Origin of the sequence: Kineosporia mesophila (genome assembly GCF_021129235.1) — a bacterium.
In the GTDB taxonomy this organism is placed as follows: domain Bacteria; phylum Actinomycetota; class Actinomycetes; order Actinomycetales; family Kineosporiaceae; genus Kineosporia; species Kineosporia mesophila.
Window position 1 is genome coordinate 1 of record NZ_JAJOMA010000024.1, and the last position, 23718, is coordinate 23718.

The 23718-nt window shown below is 70.5% G+C and carries 22 protein-coding genes; 19 read left to right on the forward strand and 3 right to left on the reverse strand.

Features of this window, described 5'->3' with window-relative positions; translation table 11 throughout:
• Positions 1–817: 817 nt before the first annotated feature.
• Entirely contained in the window at positions 818–1627 is an 810-nt protein-coding gene (locus LR393_RS27085; protein ID WP_231487708.1) for a DUF3097 family protein, read from the reverse strand.
• Positions 1628–1904: 277 nt separating this feature from the next.
• Between LR393_RS27085 and hrcA the strand changes: the two genes are divergently transcribed.
• The 10 genes from hrcA (at position 1905) to LR393_RS27135 (ending at position 10948) form a co-directional block, all read left to right on the forward strand.
• Complete coding sequence (gene hrcA, locus LR393_RS27090; protein ID WP_231487709.1) at positions 1905–2924, forward strand: heat-inducible transcriptional repressor HrcA; 1020 nt, start codon at positions 1905–1907, stop codon at positions 2922–2924.
• A gap of 114 nt (positions 2925–3038) precedes the next feature.
• Positions 3039–4160: a molecular chaperone DnaJ gene (gene dnaJ / locus LR393_RS27095; protein WP_231487710.1), complete on the forward strand. Its 1122-nt coding sequence runs from the start codon at positions 3039–3041 to the stop codon at positions 4158–4160.
• A 55-nt stretch (positions 4161–4215) separates the two neighbouring features.
• Positions 4216–4962, forward strand: coding sequence for a 16S rRNA (uracil(1498)-N(3))-methyltransferase (locus LR393_RS27100; RefSeq protein ID WP_231487713.1), 747 nt, complete (start codon positions 4216–4218; stop codon positions 4960–4962).
• A 17-nt stretch (positions 4963–4979) separates the two neighbouring features.
• A complete protein-coding gene (locus tag LR393_RS27105; RefSeq protein ID WP_231487715.1) occupies positions 4980–5315 on the forward strand; it encodes a histidine triad nucleotide-binding protein in 336 nt (111 codons plus the stop codon).
• Positions 5316–5431: 116 nt separating this feature from the next.
• The gene (locus tag LR393_RS27110; RefSeq protein ID WP_231487717.1) at positions 5432–6526 is read left to right on the forward strand and encodes a PhoH family protein; all 1095 of its coding nucleotides are present in this window, start codon (positions 5432–5434) and stop codon (positions 6524–6526) included.
• Positions 6527–6606: 80 nt separating this feature from the next.
• The gene (ybeY, locus tag LR393_RS27115; RefSeq protein ID WP_231487719.1) at positions 6607–7068 is read left to right on the forward strand and encodes an rRNA maturation RNase YbeY; all 462 of its coding nucleotides are present in this window, start codon (positions 6607–6609) and stop codon (positions 7066–7068) included.
• A gap of 9 nt (positions 7069–7077) precedes the next feature.
• Positions 7078–8358 carry a hemolysin family protein gene (locus tag LR393_RS27120; RefSeq protein WP_231487720.1) on the forward strand — a complete coding sequence of 427 codons (1281 nt, stop codon included), beginning with the start codon at positions 7078–7080 and terminating at the stop codon, positions 8356–8358.
• Positions 8355–8765 carry a ribosomal protein bL12 gene (locus tag LR393_RS27125; protein ID WP_231487721.1) on the forward strand — a complete coding sequence of 137 codons (411 nt, stop codon included), beginning with the start codon at positions 8355–8357 and terminating at the stop codon, positions 8763–8765. The genes LR393_RS27120 and LR393_RS27125 overlap by 4 nt, the downstream gene beginning before the upstream one ends.
• Positions 8762–9673 (forward strand): GTPase Era, encoded by a 912-nt coding sequence (era, locus tag LR393_RS27130; RefSeq protein ID WP_231487722.1) that lies wholly within the window; start codon positions 8762–8764, stop codon positions 9671–9673. Before LR393_RS27125 ends, era begins: the two co-directional genes overlap by 4 nt.
• Positions 9674–10948, forward strand: a complete 1275-nt coding sequence (locus LR393_RS27135) for an MFS transporter (protein WP_231487723.1) — start codon at positions 9674–9676, stop codon at positions 10946–10948.
• On the opposite strand, the gene LR393_RS27140 is transcribed toward LR393_RS27135, so the two are convergent.
• On the reverse strand, positions 10899–11483 hold the full coding sequence (locus tag LR393_RS27140; RefSeq protein ID WP_231487724.1) for a VanZ family protein: 585 nt from the start codon (positions 11481–11483) through the stop codon (positions 10899–10901). The genes LR393_RS27135 and LR393_RS27140 overlap by 50 nt on opposite strands.
• A 239-nt stretch (positions 11484–11722) precedes the next feature.
• Here LR393_RS27140 and leuA point away from each other — a divergent pair, with 239 nt between their 5' ends.
• The 4 genes from leuA (at position 11723) to rpmG (ending at position 15819) form a co-directional block, all read left to right on the forward strand.
• Entirely contained in the window at positions 11723–13456 is a 1734-nt protein-coding gene (gene leuA, locus LR393_RS27145) for a 2-isopropylmalate synthase (protein WP_231487725.1), read from the forward strand.
• Between the two features lie 3 nt (positions 13457–13459).
• Positions 13460–14329 (forward strand): DNA repair protein RecO, encoded by an 870-nt coding sequence (gene recO, locus LR393_RS27150; protein WP_231487726.1) that lies wholly within the window; start codon positions 13460–13462, stop codon positions 14327–14329.
• 429 nt (positions 14330–14758) lie between these two features.
• The gene (locus tag LR393_RS27155; RefSeq protein ID WP_231487727.1) at positions 14759–15583 is read left to right on the forward strand and encodes an isoprenyl transferase; all 825 of its coding nucleotides are present in this window, start codon (positions 14759–14761) and stop codon (positions 15581–15583) included.
• Between the two features lie 68 nt (positions 15584–15651).
• Entirely contained in the window at positions 15652–15819 is a 168-nt protein-coding gene (rpmG, locus tag LR393_RS27160; RefSeq protein ID WP_231487728.1) for a 50S ribosomal protein L33, read from the forward strand.
• 57 nt (positions 15820–15876) lie between these two features.
• On the opposite strand, the gene LR393_RS27165 is transcribed toward rpmG, so the two are convergent.
• On the reverse strand, positions 15877–16269 hold the full coding sequence (locus tag LR393_RS27165; protein WP_231487729.1) for a Fur family transcriptional regulator: 393 nt from the start codon (positions 16267–16269) through the stop codon (positions 15877–15879).
• Positions 16270–16386: 117 nt separating this feature from the next.
• On the opposite strand from LR393_RS27165, the gene LR393_RS27170 reads away from it, so the two are divergent.
• The 5 genes from LR393_RS27170 (at position 16387) to LR393_RS27190 (ending at position 23718) form a co-directional block, all read left to right on the forward strand.
• Positions 16387–16719 (forward strand): antibiotic biosynthesis monooxygenase family protein, encoded by a 333-nt coding sequence (locus LR393_RS27170; RefSeq protein WP_231487730.1) that lies wholly within the window; start codon positions 16387–16389, stop codon positions 16717–16719.
• Positions 16720–16822: 103 nt separating this feature from the next.
• Positions 16823–18211 carry a glycine--tRNA ligase gene (locus LR393_RS27175; RefSeq protein ID WP_231487731.1) on the forward strand — a complete coding sequence of 463 codons (1389 nt, stop codon included), beginning with the start codon at positions 16823–16825 and terminating at the stop codon, positions 18209–18211.
• 85 nt (positions 18212–18296) lie between these two features.
• On the forward strand, positions 18297–20432 hold the full coding sequence (locus LR393_RS27180; protein ID WP_231487732.1) for a hypothetical protein: 2136 nt from the start codon (positions 18297–18299) through the stop codon (positions 20430–20432).
• A gap of 77 nt (positions 20433–20509) precedes the next feature.
• Complete coding sequence (locus LR393_RS27185) at positions 20510–22705, forward strand: hypothetical protein (protein WP_231487733.1); 2196 nt, start codon at positions 20510–20512, stop codon at positions 22703–22705.
• 86 nt (positions 22706–22791) lie between these two features.
• The gene (locus tag LR393_RS27190) at positions 22792–23718 is read left to right on the forward strand and encodes an ABC transporter ATP-binding protein (RefSeq protein ID WP_231487734.1); all 927 of its coding nucleotides are present in this window, start codon (positions 22792–22794) and stop codon (positions 23716–23718) included.

A 23718-nucleotide genomic window follows, 5' to 3' on the forward strand; every position in this document is an offset into this window, starting at 1 on the left:
GGGTTGGCCGTACTGCGGCGGCTGCTCGGAGGCGCCCGTCTGGTCGGCCTGGCCTGCCCGACCGTACTGACCGGGTTGGCTGTACTGACTGGGCTGGCCATATTGACCGGGCTGCCCGTACTGGCCTGACTGGCCGTAGGTTCCCTGCCCGTACTGCGGCCCCTGGCGCCACGACGGCCCGTTCGGCTGTTCCTGCTGCCCGTACTCAGGTGCCGGGGGCTGTTCATCGCCCGGGTTGCCTGACTGCTGTCCCGTGTGGTCCTGGCCCATCCGGCCCATCTGTCCTGACTGGCTCGATCCTGAGCCCTCGGTCTGATCCTGGTGTCGCGCCTGACCCGCCTGTGCTGCCTGACCCGCCTGTGCTGCCGGGCCTGTCCGGGCTGCCTGACCCATTTGCCCGGCCTGACCCGTTCGCCCGGCCTGACCCGCCTGTCCGGCCGGGCTCGCCGTTGCCTGCCCGAACCGGCCGAACCCGCTGAACTGGGCCGGTTCACCCTGGTTCTGCGGCCCGGTGTCGAGCGGCTGACCCGGGATGATCGGCGTGTACTCGGTCGGCAGACCGTAACCCGGCGCACCGTACCCGGGCGGCGGAGGGGGCGGTGCCGGTACGACGCCGTCCGGCCCCGGCGTGCCGTAGACCGGACCCGTCTGCGTACGAGCCCGGCCGTCGTCCTGGCTCTGATCCTGGCCGGGCTCCTGGTTCGTGCTCACGTTCTGGTTCCGGCCGATTTCCGCAGGCTGGTGTTCCGGCTGGGTCCGTTCTGGCTGGGTCATGGCAGGCCCCCTCTCCTCACACGGTAGAACGCGCCAGTCGTGCTCAGCGATCCTCGCCGTCACCCGTGACGAAATCGATGAGTTCCTCGACCCGGCCGAGCAGGGCCGGTTCCAGATCGGCGTAGGTGGTCACGGAGGCCAGGATGCGCTGCCAGCCCTCCGCGACGTCGGCCTGCTCGTGGTGCGGCCAGCCCAGCGCCTCCAGCACGCCCTCCTTCCACGGCAGACCCCGGGGGATCACCGGCCAGGCGTCGATGCCGAGCTTGTGCGGGCGCACGGCCTGCCAGACGTCCACGTACGGGTGCCCGACCACGAGCACGTTCTCGCGGGCTCCCCAGACCCGGGCCGCCGCGGCCGCCTCGTGCCACTCCTTGCTGCCCGCCACCAGGTGGTCGACCAGGATCCCGAGCCGCCGGCCGGGCCCCGGGCCGAAGTCCGCGACCGCGTCGGCGAGGTCGTCGACACCGTGCAACGGCACCACCACGACCCCCTCGACCCGCAGGTCATGGCCCCAGATCTTCTCGACCAGCTCGGCGTCGTGCTTACCCTCGACCAGGATGCGCGAGGCCCGCGCCACCCGGGCCCGGTGGTCGCGGACCGCGACCGACCCCGACGCGCTGCGCAGGTTCACCGGCTTCGGCGCGGGCGCCGCGGTCCCGGGCGGGACGAGTTTCACGGCCACCCCGTCCACCCAGAAGCCCGGGCCGAGGGGGAACGAGCGGGTGCGGCCCTTGCGGTCCTCCAGCACCACCACGTACATGCCGCCGCTCTTCTCGGTGCGCACGACGGCGCCCACCCAGCCGGTCTCGACGTCCTCGACGACCAGCCCGAGGTCGGCCGTCTGCTCCCGCAACTGTGGTTTCTTGCGGGAGGCGGAGATCGCGTCCGCCCCGTAACGATCACCGGGACGAACAGCTGGACGAACACCGGGAGATGCACTCGTGGCCTGGGGACCGCGCGCAGAACCGGGCATCCTGGGCAGACTGGGAACCATGGCGGGACCGTAGCCAGGAGGCGCCGGGAGACCTAGCCGACCCGCCGTGGACACACAGGGGTGCCGTCAGGGTCGTAAACTGGCACTCCCGCGGTGTGAGTGCCAGGGTGAGCCGAATGACTGAGAGGTGGGTGGCATGAGCGAGGAACGCAAGCTCGCTGTGCTGCGCGCCATCGTCGAGGACTACGTCGAGACGCGGGAGCCGGTGGGGTCGCGCGCGCTGGTCGAGCGCCATTCCCTGGGGGTCTCCCCGGCGACCATCCGTAACGACATGGCCGCGCTCGAGGACGAGGGCTACATCGCGCAGCCCCACACCAGCGCCGGCCGGGTGCCCACGGACAAGGGCTACCGGATGTTCGTCGACCGGCTGAGCGGTGTGAAGCCGCTCTCCACGGCCGAGAAGCGGGCCATCCAGACGCTGCTCGACGGCGCGGTCGACCTGGACGACGTGGTCGGCCGGACGGTGCGCCTGCTCGCCCAGCTGACCCGGCAGGTCGCGGTCGTGCAGTACCCGTCGCTGAGCCGTTCCACGGTGCGGCACGTGGAACTGGTCGCGCTCGAGGGAACCCGGCTGCTGGTCATCCTGATCACCAACACCGGTCGCGTCGAGCAGCGCATCGTGCCGGTGGTGGGCGAGATCTCCGAGCAGACGCTGGCCGGTCTGCGCACCCGCCTCAACCTGGCCGTCGCCGGGCGCCGTCTCGCCGACGTCAGTGCCGTGGTGGCCGATCTGCCCGAGCAGTTCGGGCCGGACGACCGCACACTGGTGCGCGCGGTGATCGTCGCGCTCGAGGACTCGCTCGACATCGAGCGCGAGGAACGCATCGTGCTGGCCGGTACGGCCAACCTGGCCCGTTCCGGGCCGGACTTCGTCCAGCACATCGGCCCCGTGCTCGAGGCCATCGAGGAGCACGTGGTGCTGCTGAAGCTGCTCACCGAGATGGGCGACGGTGCCGGTGGCGTCGGCGTGCTGATCGGCCGCGAGACCGCACACATCGGTCTTCAGGAAGCTTCGGTGGTGTCCAGTGGTTACGCCTCGCAGGGAGAGGTCGTCGCGCGCCTGGGCGTGCTCGGCCCGACCCGCATGGACTACCCGAACACCATGGCCGCGGTGCGTGCCGTGGCGCGGTACGTGTCCCGGATCCTGGCATCGTGATCAGGACCGGGCCCGGACCCTGAACCAGGGGCCGGGATTATCAGCCCGGCCACGTACTATGCGGCACCGCCTTTCCCTCTTTCATTGCACCGATCTGGAGAGAACATCACCGCCGTGAGCGATTACTACGAGGTGCTCGGGGTTTCCCGGACGGCCAGCCCCGAGGAGATCAAGAAGGCGTACCGGAAGCTGGCCCGTCAGCTGCACCCGGACGTCAATCCGAGCGAGGAGGCCTCCGAGCGGTTCAAGGAGGTCGGCCGCGCCTACGAGGTTCTCTCCAGCCCGGACAAGCGGCAGGCCTACGACACCGGCGGTGACCCCAACGGGGCGGCCGGTTTCGGCGCGGGCTTCGGCTTCACCGACATCTTCGAGACCTTCTTCGGCGGCGGCGCCGGGGGTGGCGCCTCGCGGGGTCCGCTGCCGCGTCAGCGCCGGGGCCAGGATGCTCTGATCCGGATCGAGATCGACCTCTCCGAGGCGGCCTTCGGTGGGCAGCGCGAGCTCCAGCTGGACACCGCCGTGGTCTGCCAGGTCTGCAACGGCAGCTGCTGCCAGCCGGGCACCCAGCCGGAGATCTGCGACATCTGCAAGGGCCGCGGCCAGACCCAGCGGGTGGCCCGGTCCTTCCTCGGCCAGGTGATGACCACGCAGGCCTGCGTCAACTGCCAGGGCTTCGGCACCGTCATCCCCAGCCCGTGCCTGGAGTGCTCCGGCGAGGGACGCGTGCGCTCGCGCCGTACCCTCACCATCAAGGTGCCCGCCGGTGTCGAGACCGGTACCCGCATCCAGCTCTCCGGCCAGGCCGAGATCGGCCCGGGCGGTGGTCCGGCCGGCGACCTCTACGTCGAGATCGTCGAGCGCCAGCACGCCGTGTTCACCCGGCGCGGCGACGACATCCACTGCACGGTGGAGGTCCCGATGACCGCCGCGGCCCTCGGCACCACGATCGAGCTGGACACCCTGGACGGTCAGGAGAGCTTCGAGATCCGTTCGGGTTCCCAGTCCGGCGAGGCCACCACCATGCGCGGGCTCGGGGTCACCCACCTGCGGGGCGGCGGCCGGGGCGACCTGGTCGTGCACCTGGCGGTGCTCACCCCGATCAAGCTGGACGAGCAGCAGGAGGCCCTGCTGCGCGAGTTCGCCAAGCTGCGCGGGGAGGACCGGCCCTCCGGCCGGATGACCCCGGTGCACACCAGCGTGTTCTCCAAGCTCCGCGACCGTTTCGCGGGACGCTGACGTCCATGCCTGAAGACGCGGCTCAGCATCCGGTGCGCGGGATCGGGAACCACTCGTGACCCTGCCCCGATTCTTCGCCGAACCCGGAACCCTGATCGGCGCCGCGCCGTCCACCGACCTCGTCCTCGACGGGGACGAGGGGCGGCACGCCGCCGGGGTGCGCCGGATCCGGGCCGGTGAACAGGTCGAGATCGCCGACGGCTCGGGTGCGGTCGCGCGGTGCACGGTCACGGCCGCCGGCCAGGGCCACCTCGACCTGCTGGTCGACGAGCTCGAGCTGATTCCCGAACCGGCCCTGCGCTTCGGCCTGGTCCAGGCCCTGGCCAAGGGCGGGCGCGACGAGATGGCCGTGGAGACCGCGACCGAGGTGGGCATCGACCTGGTGCTGCCCTGGCAGGCCCAGCGCAGCGTCTCGCGCTGGGAGGGCCCGAAGGTCGAGAAGAACACCCGGCGCTGGGCCACCATCGCCCGGGAGGCCGCCAAGCAGTCGCGGCGGGCGCGAATCCCTCACACGGAGGCGCTGCGCACCACCACCGCCCTCGCGCACCGGCTGGCGGAGGCCGACCTGGCCCTGGTTCTCCACGAGGACGCGGTCGATCCGCTGGTCGGGGTGAAGCTGCCCGACGCGGGAGAGGTGCTGCTGGTCGTCGGCCCGGAGGGCGGTATCGGGGAGAGCGAGCTCGCCACCCTGACCGCCGCGGGAGCGCGACCGGTGCGCCTGGGGCCCGAAGTACTGCGGACGTCCTCGGCCGGACCGATCGCCCTGGGGATCCTCGCCGCGACCTCGGGCCGCTGGGCCTGAGCGGTAGCCTCAGGCCCGTGACTGACTGCCTGTTCTGCAAGATCATCGCCGGCGACCTGCCGTCCGACATGGTGTACCGCGGTGACCGCGTGGTCGCGTTCCGCGACATCAACCCGGTCGCGCCGACCCACATCCTGGTGGTGCCGGTCGACCACCACCCCGACGTGGTGCACCTCGCGGCGAAGGACGAGCCGCTGCTCACCGAGCTGGTCACGGTCGCCGGGGAACTCGCGAAGGCCGAGGCCGGGGGCCAGTTCCGGCTCATGTTCAACACCGGCGCCGAGGCCGGGCAGACCGTCTTCCACGTGCACGCCCACGTGCTCGCCGGGCACCCGATGGGATTCCCGGGCTAAGAGGGACAAAATCGGGGAGCCACGGAACGGGGGCGGAGGTTACGATCGGTGCCTCAAGGCTGCCATCGTCCAGAGGCAGCGCGCCGAACCCGGAGAGGCGGGCGTAACCCCAGCTCATGACGGAAGCGAAGAGCGGTGCGGAGGCTGTGCACCGGATCGTCGTGCCGGCCGAGGTCAGCATGGTGGCCCTGCTGGGAGCCCGGGACGAGGTTCTGCGAGCGGTGGAGCGCGCGTTCGGTCGCGCCGACATCCACGTGCGGGGCAACGAGATCACGGTGACCGGCCCGTTCGGTGAGGTCGCCCTGGTGGAGCGCCTGATCGACGAGTTGCTGGCGGTCGTGGCCGCGGGCCAGGCGCTCACACCCGACGCGGTGGAGCGCTCGATCGGCATGCTCCGGCAGCAGACGGCCGAGCGGCCGGCCGACGTACTGACGCTCAACATCCTCAGTAACCGCGGTCGCACGATCCGCCCGAAGACCCTCAACCAGAAGCGCTACGTCGACGCGATCGACCAGCACACGGTGGTGTTCGGCATCGGCCCGGCCGGTACCGGCAAGACCTACCTGGCGATGGCCAAGGCCGTGCAGGCGCTCCAGGCCAAACAGGTCAACCGGATCATCCTGACCCGGCCGGCGGTCGAGGCGGGGGAGCGGCTCGGCTTCCTGCCCGGTTCGCTGACCGAGAAGATCGACCCGTACCTGCGCCCGCTGTACGACGCGCTGCACGACATGCTCGACCCCGACTCGATCCCGCGGCTGATGGCGGCGGGCACGATCGAGGTGGCCCCGCTGGCCTACATGCGTGGTCGCACGCTGAACGACGCCTTCATCATTCTCGACGAGGCGCAGAACACCTCGCCGGAACAGATGAAGATGTTTCTGACCCGGCTCGGCTTCCAGTCGAAGATCGTGATCACCGGTGACGTCACGCAGGTCGACCTGCCCAGCGGCACACAGTCCGGCCTGCGCGTGGTGCAAGACATCCTGGACGGTGTGGACGACATCCACTTCGCCCGGCTGACCAGCACCGACGTGGTCCGGCACCGGCTGGTGGGCGAGATCGTCGAGGCCTACGGCCGGTGGGACAACGACCGGCAGACGGCGGTTGGCCAGTCTGTCGGCACGGCCGACCCGCGACCCGCCCGGCAGCCACAAGACCGGATGGCCCCGCAGAACCGCATGGAACGACGCAGCCACCGAACCGGTCGCTGAACTGGCCCGAGGGGGCCGCGTACTTTCGGTGCGCGGCACCCCTGGCCTGACCATGCCCGCCGATGCGAGACAATGACCCGGTGAGCATCGAGGTCAACAACGAGAGCGGCGTCGCCGTCGACGAGGCGGAAGTGGCGGCCCTGGCCCGCAGCGTGCTCGACGCCATGCGCGTGCACCAGCAGGCCGAACTGTCCGTCGTGATGGTCGACGAGGCTTCGATCGAGCAGCTGCACATCCAGTGGATGGACGAGCCGGGCCCGACCGACGTGCTCTCCTTCCCGATGGACGAGCTGCGCCCGGGCAAGGACGACGAGGAGCCGGAACCCGGTCTGCTCGGCGACATCGTGCTGTGCCCGCAGGTCGCGCAGAAGCAGGCCCGCGCGGCCGGCCACTCGTTCGAGGAGGAGCTGCTGCTCCTCACCACACACGGCATCCTGCACCTGCTCGGCTACGACCACGCCGAGCCCGAGGAGGAGAAGGAGATGTTCGGGCTCCAGCGCAAGCTGCTGCTCACCTTCCTCTCGACCCGAGGCAAGGTCTGAGGTAACCCCATGGTCGGCCTGATCGTCCTGGCACTCCTGCTCACCGTCGTCGCCGGTCTGGCGGCGGCGTCCGAGTCGGCGCTGTCACGCATCGGCCGGTCCCGGGCGGCAGACCTCAAGCACCAGGGCCGGCGCGGCGCCGATGCCGTGGTGCGGGTCGCCGACCAGCCCGCCCCGGTGCTCAGCGTCGCCACCCTGCTGCGCGTCAGCGCGGAGGTGGGCGCGGTCGTCGCCGTTACCTTCGCCACCGTGAAGACCCTGGGCCTGCACTGGACCTCGGGTCTGGTCGCGGGCCTGATCATGGCGGTGGCGTCGTTCGTCACGGTCGGCGTGGGCCCGCGCACCCTGGGCCGGCAGTACGCCGACAACGTCGCGCTGATCGCGGCCCGGCCGCTGCTGGCCCTCACCACCGTGCTGGCCCCGCTGACCCGTCTGCTGGTGCTGATCGGCAACGCCGTGACCCCCGGAAGCGGTCTGCGCGACGGGCCGTTCGCCTCCGAGGCGGAGCTGCGGCAGTTCGTCGACATCGCCCAGGAGAGCCAGCTGATCGAGCTGCGCGAGCAGAAGATGATCCACTCGGTCATCGACCTGGGCGACACCCTGGCCCGCGAGGTGATGGTGCCGCGCACCGACGTGGTGAGCGTCGAGCGCGACCGCAACCTGCACGACGCGATGTCGCTGTTCCTGCGCTCCGGTTTCTCCCGGGTGCCGGTGGTCGGCGGCGGCCTGGACGACCCGGTGGGCGTGCTCTACCTGAAAGACGTGGCCCGGCGCATGCACGAGCAGCCGGAGGCCGGGGCGGTGCAGCGGGTCGAGTCGATCATGCGGCGCCCGGTGTTCGTGCCCGACAGCAAGCCGGTGGACGCGTTGCTGCGCGAGATGCAGCACGCCGGTCACGCGGTGATCGTGGTGGACGAGTACGGCGGCACCGCGGGTCTGGTGACGATCGAGGACATCCTCGAGGAGATCGTCGGGGAGATCGCCGACGAGTACGACCAGATCGAGGCCGAGGTGGAGAGCCTGCCCGACGGCCGCCGCCGGGTCAGTTCCCGCATGCACCTGGACGAGCTCGGTGACCTGTTCGGCACCGAGATCGAGGACGAGGAGGTCGACACCGTGGGCGGCCTGCTGTCCAAGGGCCTCGGCCGGGTGCCGATCGCCGGTTCCACCACCTCGGTCCAGGGACTGCTGCTCACGGCCGACACCTTCGAGGGCCGGCGGCACAGCCTGGCCACCGTTCTGGTCAGCCGCGACGAAGAATTCGACGGAGAGGGGAACGACGCCCGATGAACAGGACCAAGTTCCTCGTCCTGCTCCCGAACCTGCTGCTCCTGATCGCCGTCGTGCTGATGGCCGTGCAGGGCGGGTGGTGGCTGCTCGCGCTGCTCCTGGTGCCGCCGCTGCTGTTCGGCATCTACGGCGTGCTCAACCCGGCGGCCACCGCACCCGTCGCCCCGAAGTTCGGCGAGCCCGGAGAGTACCGCGTGGTGCTCCAGGTGCCCGGCCCGAACCCGGTCCGGGTGATCCGCGAGGTGCGCCGCACCACCGGCCTGAGCCTGATCGCCGCCAAGGAGCTGGTCGAGGCGTCGCCGGTGATCGTGAAGGAGAACCTCAGCGAGACGAGCGCAGGACTGGTCGCCGACCACCTGACGAAGGCCGGGGCACGTGCCCTGGCCGCACCCATCGGAGAGAAGTGACTGACACCAAGCACCGTTCCGGCTTCGCCTGCCTGGTCGGCCGGCCGAACGCCGGTAAGTCGACCCTGACGAACGCCCTGGTCGGCGAGAAGATCGCGATCACGTCGAGCCGGCCGCAGACCACCCGGCACACCATTCGCGGCATCGTGCACCGGCCCGACTCCCAGCTCGTCCTCGTCGACACCCCGGGGCTGCACAAGCCCCGCACGCTGCTCGGTGAGCGGCTGAACCACCTGGTGCGCGAGACGCTGCTCGAGGTCGACGTGGTCGGGTTCTGCCTGCCCGCCGACGAGAAGATCGGCCCCGGCGACAAGTTCATCGCGGCCGAGCTCAAAGAACTGCGCCGCACCCCGGTGGTGGCGATCGTGACCAAGTCCGACCGGGTGAAGCCGGAGACGCTGGCCGCGCACCTCCTCGACGTGCAGAACCTGATGAACGAGGCCGACGACATCATCCCGGTCTCCGCCGTCAACGGGTTCCAGGTCGACGCCGTGTCCGATCTGCTGATGAGTCACCTGCCCGAGGGCCCGCGGATGTACCCGGACGACGAGCTCACCGACGAGCCCGAGAACGTGATGATCGCCGAGCTGGTGCGCGAGGCCGCGCTGGAGGGTGTGCGCGACGAGCTCCCGCACAGCCTCGCGGTGGTCGTGGACGAGGTGAGCGAGCGCGAGGGCCGTCCCGAGAGCGCGCCGCTGCTCGACGTGCACGTACTGCTCTACGTGGAGCGCGACAGCCAGAAGGCCATCGTGATCGGCCGGGGCGGCAGCCGCCTGCGGGAGGTCGGCACGAACGCCCGCCGGGAGATCGAGGCTCTGCTGGGCACGCGCATCCACCTGGACCTGCGGGTCAAGGTTGCCAAGGACTGGCAGCGCGACCCGAAGCAGATGCAGCGACTCGGGTTCTAGGTGGCAGCGGGACTTCTGGCTGATCTGACCCCGCTGCACCACAGCCGCCCCTACCGGCGGATGTGGCTCGGCACGTTCCTCAGCTCCATCGGCTCACAGCTCACCACCGTCGCGGTCGGTCTCCAGGTCTTCGACCTGACCGGTTCCACCTTCAAGGTGGGGCTGGTCGGTCTGGCGGCCCTGGTCCCGCTGATCGCGTTCGGTCTCTACGGCGGTTCGATCGTGGACGCCCACGACCGGCGCCGCGTCATCATCACCAGTTCCAGCGGCCTGTTCTCCGTGGCCCTGTGCTTCGCGCTCCAGGCCTGGGCCGGGCTGGACAACGTGTGGCTCCTGTACGCCCTGGTGGCGGTGCAGAGCGGCTTCTGGGCGGTGAACTCACCGGCCCGGATGGCGATCCTGCCGCGGTTGCTGCCGTCCGGGATGCTGCCCGCCGCGAACGCCCTGTCCAGCCTGGCGAACAGCGTCGGCATGACGGTGGGGCCGCTGCTGGCCGGGTTCTGGGTGCACTGGTTCGGATTCGGCGGCACCTACTTCAGCGAGGTGCTGCTGCTCGGCATCGCCCTGACCACGCTGATCGCGCTGCCGTCGATGCCCCCGCTGGGCGAGGTGCGCCGCTCCGGCCTGGCCTCGGTGCTGGAGGGCCTGAACTACCTGCGCACCCGGCCGAACGTGCGGATGACCTTCATCGTCGACCTGATCGCGATGATCTTCGCGATGCCCCGCGTGCTCTTCCCGGCGCTGGGCGCGGTCGTGATCGGCGGGGGCGCGCAGACGGCGGGCATCCTGGCCGCCGGGATCGCTTGCGGTGCGGTGCTGGCCGGGGTGTTCTCCGGCCCGGTCAGCCGGATCCGGCGTCAGGGGCTGGCGGTGCTGGCCGCGATCATCGGGTGGGGCTCGAGCATCGTGCTGTTCGGCGTGGTGGTCGGGTTCGCGAGTCCTCCGCCGGACGGGGGTGCGCACTGGCTGCTGTGGCCCGCCTTCGGGGCGCTGGTGCTGGCGGGCATGGCCGACTCGGTGAGTGCGGTGTTCCGCAGCACGATCCTGCAGACAGCCACCCCGGATCACATGAGGGGACGCCTGCAAGGGGTGTTCGTGGTGGTGGTCGCGGGTGGCCCGCGCCTGGGGGACCTGGTGGTCGGCTCGACGGCCGACCTCACCACCGAGAGCGTCGCCGCGATCGCCGGTGGCCTGGCCTGCATCGTGATGGTGGTTCTGCTGGGGCTCAGCCAGCCGCGATTCGCTCGGTACGACGCTCGTCATCCGGAACCGTGACCCGGTCCTGGTTCACGGCCCACAGCACCACCACCCCGAGCGCCGCACCCACCAGCCCGCCGAAGCCGTTGGTGATGACGTCGTCGATGTCGGTGGCGCGGCTGTAGATGGGCAGTTGCAGGATCTCCACGCCCACCGAGACCAGCGTGGCCAGGGCGGCGCACAGCAGCATCCCGCGGCGCACGGCCAGGTACAGGAAGAGGCCCAGGGGGACGAACATGGCCACGTTGCCGCCCAGGTAGATCAGGAAGTCGGCGGGGTCGTGGAGGTACTGCCGCAGCGTGCCGAGGGGATGCAGCTGGAGGTGGCCCGGGCTGGTGGCGCCCGCGCGGCGGGTCAGGGTGCTGATCGCGATCACCCCGAGCGAGCCGATCACCAGGCACAACGCCCAGGGCGTGAGGCCGTGCCAGGGCCGTCGGTGCCGTATCAGCACGGCCGCGGCCAGGGCGATGCCGGCCACCACGATGTCGAGCGCCAGCTGCGCGCCGAAGCTGCCGCCGAACCGCAGGGCGTTCGATATCCAGTACCCGTCCACCTGAGCATGATGAACAGGTGGCACTGAGAAGTCGCTGAGGCGAACTCCCCGGTCCGGCACCGGATTGTTGCCCCCACGGAGTGGGGATGTACCCTGTCGCTCGTGCGTTCGGAGCTTCTTCTCCTTGGTCGCCGCGGCGGGACCTGCTAGGCCGGTCCTCTCGTCGCGGTGTTTCTTCTGCCTGCCGGCCGACCGTCCTGAACGCCCAGAAGAACCAGACCACGTAGAGGCAAGAGGCCATGAAGAACACCCAGAAGCCTTCCGGCATGCCGGTTCACAAGTACGTTCCGTTCCACGAGCTGATCAGTGTCGCTGTGGAGAACCGCACCTGGCCGGACAAGCGCATCGAGACCGCCCCGCGCTGGTGCGCGGTGGACCTGCGCGACGGCAACCAGGCGCTGATCGACCCGATGAACTCCGAGCGCAAGCGCCGGATGTTCGATCTGCTGGTCCGGATGGGTTACAAGGAGATCGAGGTCGGGTTCCCGGCCGCCAGCCAGACCGACTTCGACTTCGTGCGTGAGCTGATCGAGGGTGGCCACATCCCCGACGACGTCACCGTCCAGGTGCTGACGCAGGCCCGCGACGCGCTGATCGAGCGCACCTTCGAGTCGATCAAGGGTGCCAAGCAGGCGATCGTGCACCTGTACAACTCCACCTCCACGTTGCAGCGCCAGGTGGTGTTCAACACCGACGAGGACGGCATCGTCGACATCGCGCTGAACGGCGCGCGGCTGTGCAAGAAGCTGGCCGACGCGATGATCGGCACCGAGGTCTACTTCGAGTACTCGCCGGAGTCGTACACCGGCACCGAGCTGGAGTTCGCCAAGCGCATCTGCAACGAGGTGCTGGCCGTGTTCGAGCCCACGCCCGAGCGCAAGGTCATCATCAACCTGCCCGCGACCGTCGAGATGGCCACGCCCAACGTGTACGCCGACTCGATCGAGTGGATGAACCGCAACCTGGCGTTCCGGGAGAACGTCATCCTGTCGCTGCACCCGCACAACGACCGCGGCACCGCGGTGGCCGCCGCCGAGCTGGGCTACCAGGCCGGCGCCGACCGCATCGAGGGCTGCCTGTTCGGCAACGGTGAGCGCACCGGTAACGTCTGCCTGGTCACGCTGGGCATGAACCTGTTCGGCCAGGGCATCGACCCGCAGATCGACTTCTCCGACATCGACGAGATCCGGCGCACGGTCGAGCACTGCAACCAGCTGAAGGTGGCCGAGCGTCACCCCTACGGCGGCGACCTGGTCTACACCGCGTTCTCCGGCTCCCACCAGGACGCGATCAAGAAGGGCATGGAGGCGCTGCAGACCTCGGCCGCCGCGCAGGGCAAGACCGTCGAGGACGTCGTCTGGGCGGTGCCCTACCTGCCGATCGACCCGCACGACGTGGGCCGCTCGTACGAGGCCGTGGTGCGCGTCAACAGCCAGTCGGGCAAGGGCGGCGTGGCCTACCTGATGAAGAACGAGTACCAGCTGGACCTGCCGCGCCGGTTGCAGATCGAGTTCAGCGCCGTGGTGCAGAAGCACACCGACAACGAGGGCGGCGAGGTCACCCCGGCCCAGCTGCTGACGATCTTCTCGGACGAGTACCTGCCCACCACCGAGTCCAGCCGCCCGGCCTGGGGCCGGTTCTCGCTGAAGTCGATCGAGCACACCAGCGACGACAACGGTTCTGACCGGCTGCGCGTCGAGATCATCGACGGCGGTGCGCCGTTCACGCTGCACGGTGCGGGCAACGGCCCGATCGCGGCCTTCGGCGACGCGCTGGCCAGCCACGGGGTGTCGGTACGGGTGCTGGACTACAGCGAGCACGCGATGAGCGCCGGTGGCGACGCCAAGGCCGCGGCCTACGTCGAGTGCCAGATCGGCGAGAACGTGCTGTGGGGCGTGGGCGTCGACGAGAACATCGTGCGGGCCTCGATGAAGGCCGTACTGTCGGCGGCCAACCGGTCAGCCGGGCGGTAGTTCATGCCGGCGGTGTACCGGGACGATGCGATCGTCCTGCGCGCCCAGAAACTGGGCGAGGCCGATCGCATCGTCACCCTGCTCACCCGTGAGCACGGGCGGGTACGCGCCGTGGCCAAGGGCGTGCGCAAGACCATGTCCCGGTTCGGCGCCCGCCTGGAGCCGTTCATGCTGATCGACGTCCAGCTCTACGAGGGCCGGTCGCTCGACACCGTGAACCAGGTGGAGACCATCGGGGCGTACGGCCTGACCATCGCCGCCGACTACGCCCGGTACACCGCGGCCACCGCCATGCTGGAGACCGCCGAACGACTCACCGAGACCGAGCGTGAGCCCGCCCTGCAGCAGTTCCTCCTGCTCGCGGGCGGGCTCCGCACGCTCTCGCAGAAGGCGCACGAACCCGGCCTGGTGCTGGACGCCTACCTGATCCGCTCGCTGTCGGTCGCGGGCTGGGCACCGAGTTTCACCGACTGCGCGCGCTGCGGCCAGGCCGGCCCGCACCGCGCGTTCTCGCTGGCGATGGGCGGTTCGGTGTGCCCGTCGTGCCGTCCGCCCGGCGCGGCCGCCCCGCACCCGGAGACCCTTCGCCTGCTGTCGGCCCTGCTCACCGGCGACTGGCCGAGCGCCGACGCCAGCGAGGCCCGGCGCCGCCGCGAGGCCAGCGGCCTGGTCGCCGCCTACCTGCAGTGGCACGTCGAACGCCGGGTGCGGTCCCTGCGCTGGGTGGAACGCGACGGTGACCGGCCGTCGATCAACGTGCCGGCGAATGTACCGGTGAACGTCCCGGTGAAGGTGGCGAAGATCGACGTGGCCGCGATCGAGCGCGCCCAGGCGGCGGTGGCGCCCACGCTGGACGACCCCGAGCCGTTCTAGGGCCTGTCCTGCGGATCATCGCCTACTGCGGGGCACCCGGTGGGCCGTCTGGACGCGTCCGGCGTGGCCCCACGGAGGAACCACTACGAGGGGCCCCACCGGCCACGCCCAGCCGACCCACCGGGCACCTCCGTAGCTCACGGCGTGATCCCGCAGGACCGGCCCTGGAGCATGCGCGGGAAGCCCGGCCGGGTACGAGGGCGAAGCCGGCAAGTCTGCGTTGTGTACACCTGGTACATCCGGTACCGGATGTACCAGGTGTACACAACGCGTCCGAGGCCGCGCCACGAATCGTGGGCCTGAGATCGTGATCGGGTCAGGGGCCGGCCCGATGGCGCCGGCGTGCGTTCGCGGTTACCGCGCGAGGGCCGGCCCAGCGGGTACTACGATCTTCCCGCTCCCGAATCGTCCTCGCTTAAGGGGTTTTCCTTGGCGCTCCGCCGTCGCCAGCCCGGTCAGTCACAGCCCGTCCGCACCGCACCGCCGATCGCGCCGCCCGCGCACCCCTCCGGTGCGAAGCCGCCCGCGATCCCGGCCGAGCTGGTACCGGGCCACGTCGCCATCGTCATGGACGGCAACGGCCGCTGGGCCAACCAGCGCGGGCTGAGCCGCACCAAGGGCCACGAGATGGGCGAGGCCTCGCTGCTCGACGTGGTCGCCGGGGGCATCGAGATCGGCGTCAAACACATCTCCGCGTACGCCTTCTCCACCGAGAACTGGAAGCGCTCGCCGGACGAGGTGCGCTGGCTGATGGGCTTCAACCGCGACGTGATCCGGCGCCGGCGCGACGAGATGCACGAGTGGGGTGTGCGGGTGCGCTGGGCGGGGCGCCGGCCGAAGCTCTGGGCCAGCGTGATCAAGGAGCTCGAGATCGCCGAGGAACTCACCCGCGGCAACGACACGATCACCCTGACGATGTGCGTGAACTACGGCGGCCGGGCCGAGATCGCCGACGCCGCCCGCACGATCGCCCAGCTGGTGGCCCAGGGCAAGCTCGATCCGGACCGGATCGACGAGCGCACGATCCAGAAGTACCTGGACGAGCCCGACCTGCCCGACGTGGACATGTTCCTGCGCTCGTCGGGGGAGCAGCGCACGTCCAACTTCATGCTCTGGCAGTCGGCCTACGCCGAGATGGTGTTCATGGACGTGCTGTGGCCCGACGTGGACCGGCGCACCCTGTGGGAGGCCGTTCAGATCTATGCCGAGCGCGACCGGCGGTACGGCGGGGCGGTCGACAAACCCACCGCCTGATCCCTGGAATAATGAGAATCGTTCTCTAGTTGTCTCGATCAGTCCGAACTATTCAAGGAGTGATCGAGATGGCGAGCCGCACCGAACTGCGACCGATCGTGAAGCTGCGTTCGACGGCCGGCACCGGGTACACGTACGTGACCCGCAAGAGCCGCCGCAACGACCCCGACCGGATGGTGCTGCGCAAGTTCGACCCGGTCGTGCGGGCCCACGTGGAGTTCCGCGAGGAGCGCTGACCCCTCGAAAAGTGAGGACGCCCACCACAGTCGTGGTGGGCGTCCTTACTTTTGCGTTTACCTGGCCTGGCAGTCCGCGCAGATGCCGGTGATCTCCACGACGTGGTCGACCTCGGCGAAGCCGTTGGCGGAGGCCACCTTCTGCGCCCACTTCTCGATCGAGGGGCTTTCCACCTCGACGGTGCGCCGGCACGAGCGGCACAGCAGGTGGTGATGGTGCCCGCGGCTGCAACGGCGGTACATGGACTCGTTGTCGGCGGTCTTCACCACGTCGACCTCGCCGTCCTCGGCGAGCTGCTGAAGGGTGCGGTAGACGGTGGCGAGCCCGACGCCGTCGCTGGTGTCGCGCAGGATGGAGTGCAGCTGCTGGGCGCTGACGAACTCGTTCACCTGGTCGAGCGCCGCCGAGACGGCCACCCGCTGCTTGGTCTCGCGCCGGTTGGTGCTCATGCCCGGCAGCTTTTCACGTTAGGCGTGCCTAAGGCGTCATACATGGGACTCATTCTCAAATATTGGCCCTGGCCTCGTCAAAACCTTTCGCCCTGGGCGCACCGGTAGGTTGGGTACGTGTTCGTCGTCACCCGATACCGCGTTCCCCCCGAGGAGGCCGACGAGTTCGCCGGCCTCGCGCGGGAGGCCCTGACCGCGCTCACGGCGAGGCCGGGCTGCCTGGACGGACGGGTGGGCCGCTCGATCGACGAGCCCGCCCTGTGGGTGCTCTCCACCCGCTGGGAGAACGTCGGCGCCTACCGCCGGGCGCTGTCGAACCCCGAGGTGAAGGTGCGCGCCGTGCCGCTGATGTACCGCTGCATCGACGAGCCGACCGCCTTCGAGGACCTCGCCACCTGGACGCCCGCGCAGGGCCGGCAGGAGCACGAGAGCGACCTGATCGTCGAGTAGATCCCACCGCGTCGGAACCACGGTCCGAACCGGACTACCCTAAGCCGGGTCAGATTTCCAGGAGTCGCCCCGTCGACGCCCCGCCGGATGGAGTGAGCCGTTCGTGGCCGCCAAGCAGGAATCCCGCCTCGATGCCGTCGTCAGTCTCAGCAAGCGCCGGGGATTCGTATTCCCCAGCGGTGAGATCTACGGCGGTACCCGCTCGGCCTGGGACTACGGCCCGCTCGGTGTCGAGCTGAAGGAGAACATCAAGCGCCAGTGGTGGCGCACCATGGTCACCAGCCGCGACGACATCGTCGGCCTGGACTCCTCGGTCATCCTGCCGCGCGCGGTCTGGGAGGCATCCGGCCACGTCGAGGTGTTCACCGACCCGCTGGTCGAATGCCAGTCGTGCCACCGGCGTTACCGGGCCGACCACCTCGAGGAGGAGTTCGAGGCGAAGAAGGGCCGCCCGGCCACCTCGCTCGAGGAGATCGTCTGCGTCAACTGCGGCACCCGCGGCGCGTGGACCGAGCCCAGGCAGTTCAGCGGCATGCTGAAGACCCACCTCGGCCCGGTCGAGGAAGAGGCCGGCATGCACTACCTGCGCCCGGAGACCGCGCAGGGCATCTTCGTGAACTTCAAGAACGTCTACCAGGCCGCGCGCCGCAAGCCGCCGTTCGGCATCGGCCAGATCGGCAAGTCGTTCCGCAACGAGATCACGCCGGGCAACTTCATCTTCCGCACCCGTGAGTTCGAGCAGATGGAGATGGAGTTCTTCGTCGAGCCGGGCACGGACGAGGAATGGCACCAGTACTGGATCGACACCCGGATGGCCTGGTACACCGACCTCGGCCTGAGCCCGGACAACCTGCGCCTGTACGAGCACGCCAAGGAGAAGCTCTCCCACTACTCCAAGCGCACCGTGGACATCGAGTACCGCTTCGGTTTCCAGGGCTCGGAGTGGGGCGAGCTCGAGGGCGTCGCGAACCGTACCGACTACGACCTGAAGACCCACAGCGAGAAGTCCGGCAACGACCTGAGCTTCTTCGACCAGGCCAGTAACACCCGTTACCTGCCCTACGTGATCGAGCCGGCCGCCGGCCTGACCCGTTCGCTGATGGCCTTCCTGATCGAGTCCTACACCGAGGACGAGGCGCCGAACACCAAGGGCGGCGTGGACAAGCGCACGGTGCTCAAGCTCGACCACCGTCTGGCCCCGGTCAAGGCCGCGGTGCTGCCGCTGTCGCGCAACGCCGACCTGTCGCCGAAGGCCCGCGACCTGGCCGCCGAGCTGCGCCGCTCCTGGAACGTGGACTTCGACGACGCCCAGGCCATCGGCCGCCGTTACCGCCGCCAGGACGAGATCGGTACGCCGTACTGCATCACGGTCGACTTCGACACGCTGGAAGACGACGCGGTCACAATCCGGTCTCGGGACACCATGGAGCAGGAGCGGGTGCCGCTGAACGCCGTCACCGCGTGGCTCGGCGCACGCCTCCCGGGCTGCTGATACTTCGTACCGTCGATCGGCCGTCACGCAAAGTCGTTGCGTGACGGCCGATTCTGTTTCTGTGCGGCTTGTGTAACGTTCGCCCGTGCTCAATCCGCTGGACGCCGTCGACTGGTCGTCGCTGACGCATGCCTTCGGCGAGGCGGACGACGTGCCCGGGCTGGTCGGGCAGTTGCTGGAGGACGAGTGGCAGGACGCCGCCGACGAGCTCACCTCGATGCTCGTACCCGGCGACGAGGTGTTTCCCGCGACCGTGGTGGCCCTGCCCTTCCTCGTCGAGGTCGCCCTCGACCCGGACGCGGCCGGGCGGTCCGGGGCCCTGCAACTGCTCGGGGCGTACGGGGAATCGGTTTCCCGGGGCGCCGGTCCCGACTTTCTGAGGGGGGAAGCGGCTGCCGCGCTGCGGGAGTCGTCGCAGGCGGTGCTGCCGCTGGCCGCCGATCCCGACCCGGAGGTGCGGGCCGCGATCTACCAGGCCGGGGTGTGGTTGCCGGAGGCCGCCTGGTTCCTGCGGGAAAGGCTGGAGGGTGAGCGGGATTCGCTGGTACCGCTGGTCGAGGCGCTGACCCGCCTGCGGGACTTCGACGCGGGCGACCTCGATCGCCTGCGGGTGATCGGGCGGGACGACGCGGTGTTCGCCGCCGCCTGGGCGTCACTGACCTCCGGTCACGAGATCCACGGCGCGGCAGAGCATCTGGTACGCCTATGGCCTTCTTGCGACCGGGACGACACTTTGGGACGCCTGGTGCGGGCGGCCGGGGTCCGGGCGGTTCCGGTGTTGTCGGGGCTCGGTGGCGTCGCCGGGTCCACGGTCGGTGAACTGGCCTGGGCCTGGCACGATCTCGCGCTGATCTCGCGTTCGGCCGGGGAGCCGGCGCGGGATGCGCTGCTGGCCCTGGTCGAACGGGCCGTTCCCGCCGACCTCGAAGACCTGCTCGGCGCCCTGATTCCACTGCTGCCCCTGGCTGTTGATTCCCCGGCTGATGATTCCCGCCCGGCGGACGCCATCGCCGGTTCCTCCCGGGCTGCTGATGTCGTGGCCGGCGACTCTCCGGTCGGCGACTCCCGGGCTGCTGATTGCCTGGCGCGGCTGGTTCCCGGCTCGCCGGAGGACGAGGCCGCGCTCGCCGTGGCGCTGCTCGTGACGGGTGACGGGCGCTGGGTCTCCCACGCCCGGGCCGCGCTGGCCGCCCCGGAGCCGCCGTACCTCGGCATCGGTGGAGCGTCGGTCGATTTTGCCTCCGCTCTGGCTGATTTCGCCGACGATGACCGGGACGGCCCGGAGCTGGTCGCGCTCGCCCGGGCCGCGATCGCCGCCTGGCCCACCACTGCCGACACGTGGACCGAACTGCTGAGCCAGGTACCGGCGTCCCCTGCTCTGGTCGAAGTTCTTCTCCTCGCAGCCCCCTCGAAGGCCGCCGTGCGGCTGCTCGCCCGGCTGGCCTTTTCGCGGCCCGCGGTGTTCGACGTGGCCACCCACAGCGCGATCCACGCCCTGCCCGTGCCCGGTGGCGACGCCGGGGCGTGGCTGCTCATCACGCAGGCCCTGCTCGACTCCGGCGACCCCGCGGCGTTCAGCCGGGCCTGGCGGATCAGCGAGTCGGGCCCGGGCGAGGACGAGCTGCTGCGTATCTGGGCCACCCACGCCTCGCCGGGGGTCGACGCCGTCTGCCTCGACCTGATCACCCGCACCTCCTGGGGCATGTACCGCAGCCGAACGGTGCAGGTCGCGGCCCTGGAGATTCTGCTGTCGCCGGTGCTCACGGGAGCGCCGGACCTGCCGGAGCCGGTCTGGCCCGCCCTGCTCGGCCTGCTGGAGGTGGCCGGCGGTGCGCTGCCCGGGGCTGTCCGGCTGGGGAACCAGCTGGTGACGGTCCGTCCCGAGCTGCGGGCGCAGTGGCTGGCGGCCCTGCACCGCCTGCCGGACCCGGTCGCGGTGGAGGCCCTGCAGGCCCTGGGCGACATTGTCCCGGAACAGGCACTGGAACGGGCGGTCGCCGGTCTGCGCGAGGCCGCGGGCACCCGCCGGATCACCGGGACCGTCCTTCCCGCGACCCGGGTGATCCGCAACGCCCTCGCCGACCGCCCCGACCTGCGCCTGGGCGTCACGGCCGACCTGGCCTCCCTGGTGGCCGCGGACGAGAGAACCCTCGTCCCCGGCGACATCCGCGCGGACACCCATCTGCAGCAAGCCCTGACCACATCCCTCCTTCGTCCGTGATCATGCAAAACCTCCCCGGTGTTCTAGAACTGTGAGTCTGTGCAGGTGGTATTGGCCGGTTCGCTACTGTTCGGGCCATGATCCGAAGCCTGGAAGCGGTCGACTGGCCGTCCCTCACGCACGCCTACGGTGGGGCGACGGACACGCCGGACCTGCTCGGGCAACTGCGCACGGTGGACTGGCCGGAGGCGGTCGAGGCGCTGTACGCGTCGATCCTGCACCAGGGCACCGTCTACCCGGCCACGGTGGCGGCGTTGCCGTTCCTCGTCGAGGTCGCGGTGGACCGGGAAGCTCCGGGGCGGCTGGGGGCGCTGCAACTGCTGAGTGTCTACGGGGAGTCGGTCACCGGAAGCATGGCTCTGGCGTCCGCCGACCTGGCTGCCGCGGCGCGGGACGGGCTGGAGGAGGTGGCGCAGGAGCTGCTGCCCCTGACCGGTGACCTCGATCCCGAGGTGCGGATCGCGGCCTACGAGTGTTCGTCGCACTGGACGATCGTTCGGGACGATCTCGATGTGGCCGTTGCGCTGCGGGAACGTCTTGCGGCAGAGAAGGATCCGCAGGCCCGGGTGGCGCTGATGGAGCCTCTCGCCCGGCACGGGGCCCTGACCGCCGACGACCTTCAGATGCTGGTGGACGCGGGTCAGGACGACGTGGTCTTCGCGGCGGTCTGGTCGGCGGTGGGCCTGGGGCTCGATCTGCCCGGCGCACTCGACCATCTCGCCCGGTTGTGGCCCGCGCAGGCGCAGGAGTACCCGGCCTCGGACGCGGCGGGCTCCCTGGAACTCATGGTGCAGGCGGCCGGCGCGCGGGCGGTGCCGGTGCTGCTGCGGCTCGCCGACGTCGACGAATCCGGCCTGGGCGCCGAGGATCTGGCCTACTGCTGGTGCCAGGTGGCCGACCTGTCCCGGCCCGCCGGCCGGGCCGCGGTCGACGGGCTGCTGGCGCTGGCCCGCACGCCGCTGGAACCCTCCGCGGCGGCGGCCGTGGTGGCCGCGCTCGGGTACGTGCTTCCCGGCGGCCCGGAACGCTCCGCCGAGGTCTGCGACGTGGTGGCCGAACTGGAGAGCACAGGCGTTCCCGAGCTCGAGGCCGCCTGCATGGTGATGCTTTTCGGGGTGCAGGACGAACGCTGGACGCAGGCGGCCGGCCGGCTGACGCAGGCCCCCGAACCGCCCGGCGTGCACTTCGGCGACACCACGCTGGCCCTGCCCGCGGCCCTGATCGGTTTCCGTGCGCGGCCGCGTCCGGTCGCCTGGGCCCGCGCCGAACTGCTCGACCTGATCCGCCGGGCCGTCGTGGCCTGGCCGGCGCGGGCCGGCCAGTGGGTATCCGTCCTGGCCCAGCTGCCGCCCTCACCGGAGGTGGTGGCCCAGCTGATCGCTTCGCTCGAGCAGGAACCCCGTCCGGGGGCCGAGGTGCTGGCCCACCTCGCGGTCCGGAGCCCGGACGGGTTCGGCCCGGAACTGAGAGACCAGGCGCTGCAGGCCATCACCGCGGCGATGCCGCGTACCGTCGAGCGTGACGAGGACCGGGCCTGGTTGATGGCCGCCCACGCCGCGATCTCTGCTGATGCCGAGGCTTTCGAGCCGGCCTGGCAGCTGGGCGCGGCCGGGTTCGACGCCGACCGGATGCTCACCCTCTGGGCCGAGCACCCCTCACCTGCCCTGACCCAGGTGTGCCTGCGCCTGGTCGCGGAGAGGGTGCGCCGCTCCTACCCCGGCCGCGCGGTGCAGGTCGCGGCCATCGAGATCCTGCTGCGCCCGGTCTTTTCCGGGGCAGAACCGGACGGCGGCCTCGCCCCGGTGTGGCGTGCGCTGCTGGCCCAGGTCGACGCCGCCGGCCCACCGCTGGAGACGGCCGTGCCGCTGGGCAACCGGCTCGTGGGGGCCCGCCCCGAACTGCGGGAGGAGTGGCTGTCGCTGCTGCGCGACATCGCCGAGCACGGCCGCGAGTCGTGGGCCGGCCGTGACCAGACCTCGCGCGCCCTGGCCCTCGACGCCCTGGCCGAACTCGGCGACCTGACCCCCGAACAGGCCGTGGACCGGGTCCTGGCGATCCGGATCGGCGAGTTCGGGGCCACCGGCACCGCGCAGGTGGTGGACTCGGTGGCCCGCGTCCTGGCCCGAGCCCTCACGCAGCGCCCCGACCTGCGGGACCGGGCGGCGGCCGAGCTGGCCCCGCTCCTGGACGGCGACGACCGCATCCCCTCGGCCGGCGCGCCGGAGGCCGACGCCCACCTCGTCCGTACGCTCCGGGCCGCTCTGAACGGGTGATGCCTCTCCGCCCATGACACTTGTCATGGGCGGATCATGACGAGCGGCATCGGTACGGGGCGTCGTCCGGCGGGAGCCTGGACGACATGAACACGACAGCGATTCAGGAGACGCTTCCCGCTGTGCAGCTCTCCGGTCTGGTCAAGAGCTTCGGGGCGGTGACCGCCGTGAACGGGCTGGACCTCACCGTCACGCCGGGTGAGGTCGTGGCGTTCCTCGGGCCCAACGGGGCCGGAAAGACGTCCACCATCGATATTCTGCTCGGGCTCAGCCGGGCGACGCGGGGCTCGGTGAAGGTGTTCGGGTTGGACCCGGCGCAGGCCGTCGCGCAGGGCCGGATCGCCGCCGTGATGCAGACCGGCGGCCTGCTGAAAGACCTGACCGTGCGGGAGACGGTGCAGCTGAACGCCTCGCTGTACCGGCAGCCGCGTCCGGTCGGTGAGGTGCTGGAACGGGCCGGGATCACGCAGATCGCCGGGCGCCGGGTGGGGAAGTGCTCGGGAGGGGAGCAGCAGCGTCTGCGGTTCGCGCTGGCGTTGCTGCCCGAACCCGACTTACTGGTGCTGGACGAGCCGACGACGGGTATGGATGTCGAGGCGCGGCGCGCCTTCTGGAACGCGATCCGGCAGGATGCCGCCCAGGGCCGCAGCATTCTCTTCGCCACCCACTACCTGGACGAGGCCGACTCCTACGCCGACCGGATCGTGATGATCCGCAAGGGCGCGGTGGTCGCGGACGGCACCGCCTCGCAGGTGCGGGGCATGGCCGCCGGCCGGCAGGTGCGCGTGGTGCTGCCGGGGGCCGACCAGGTCGCGCTGGCCGCTCTGCCGGGCGTGACATCCGTTCAGCAGCGCGGTGACTCGGTCACCATCGCGTGCGGTGACTCGGACTCGGTGCTGCGGTACCTGATCACCAGCACCACCGCGCACGACTTCGAGGTCACCTCGCGCAACCTGGAGGACGCGTTCATCGCGCTCACCACCGACGAAGCCACGACGGGACAGGGGTTCTGA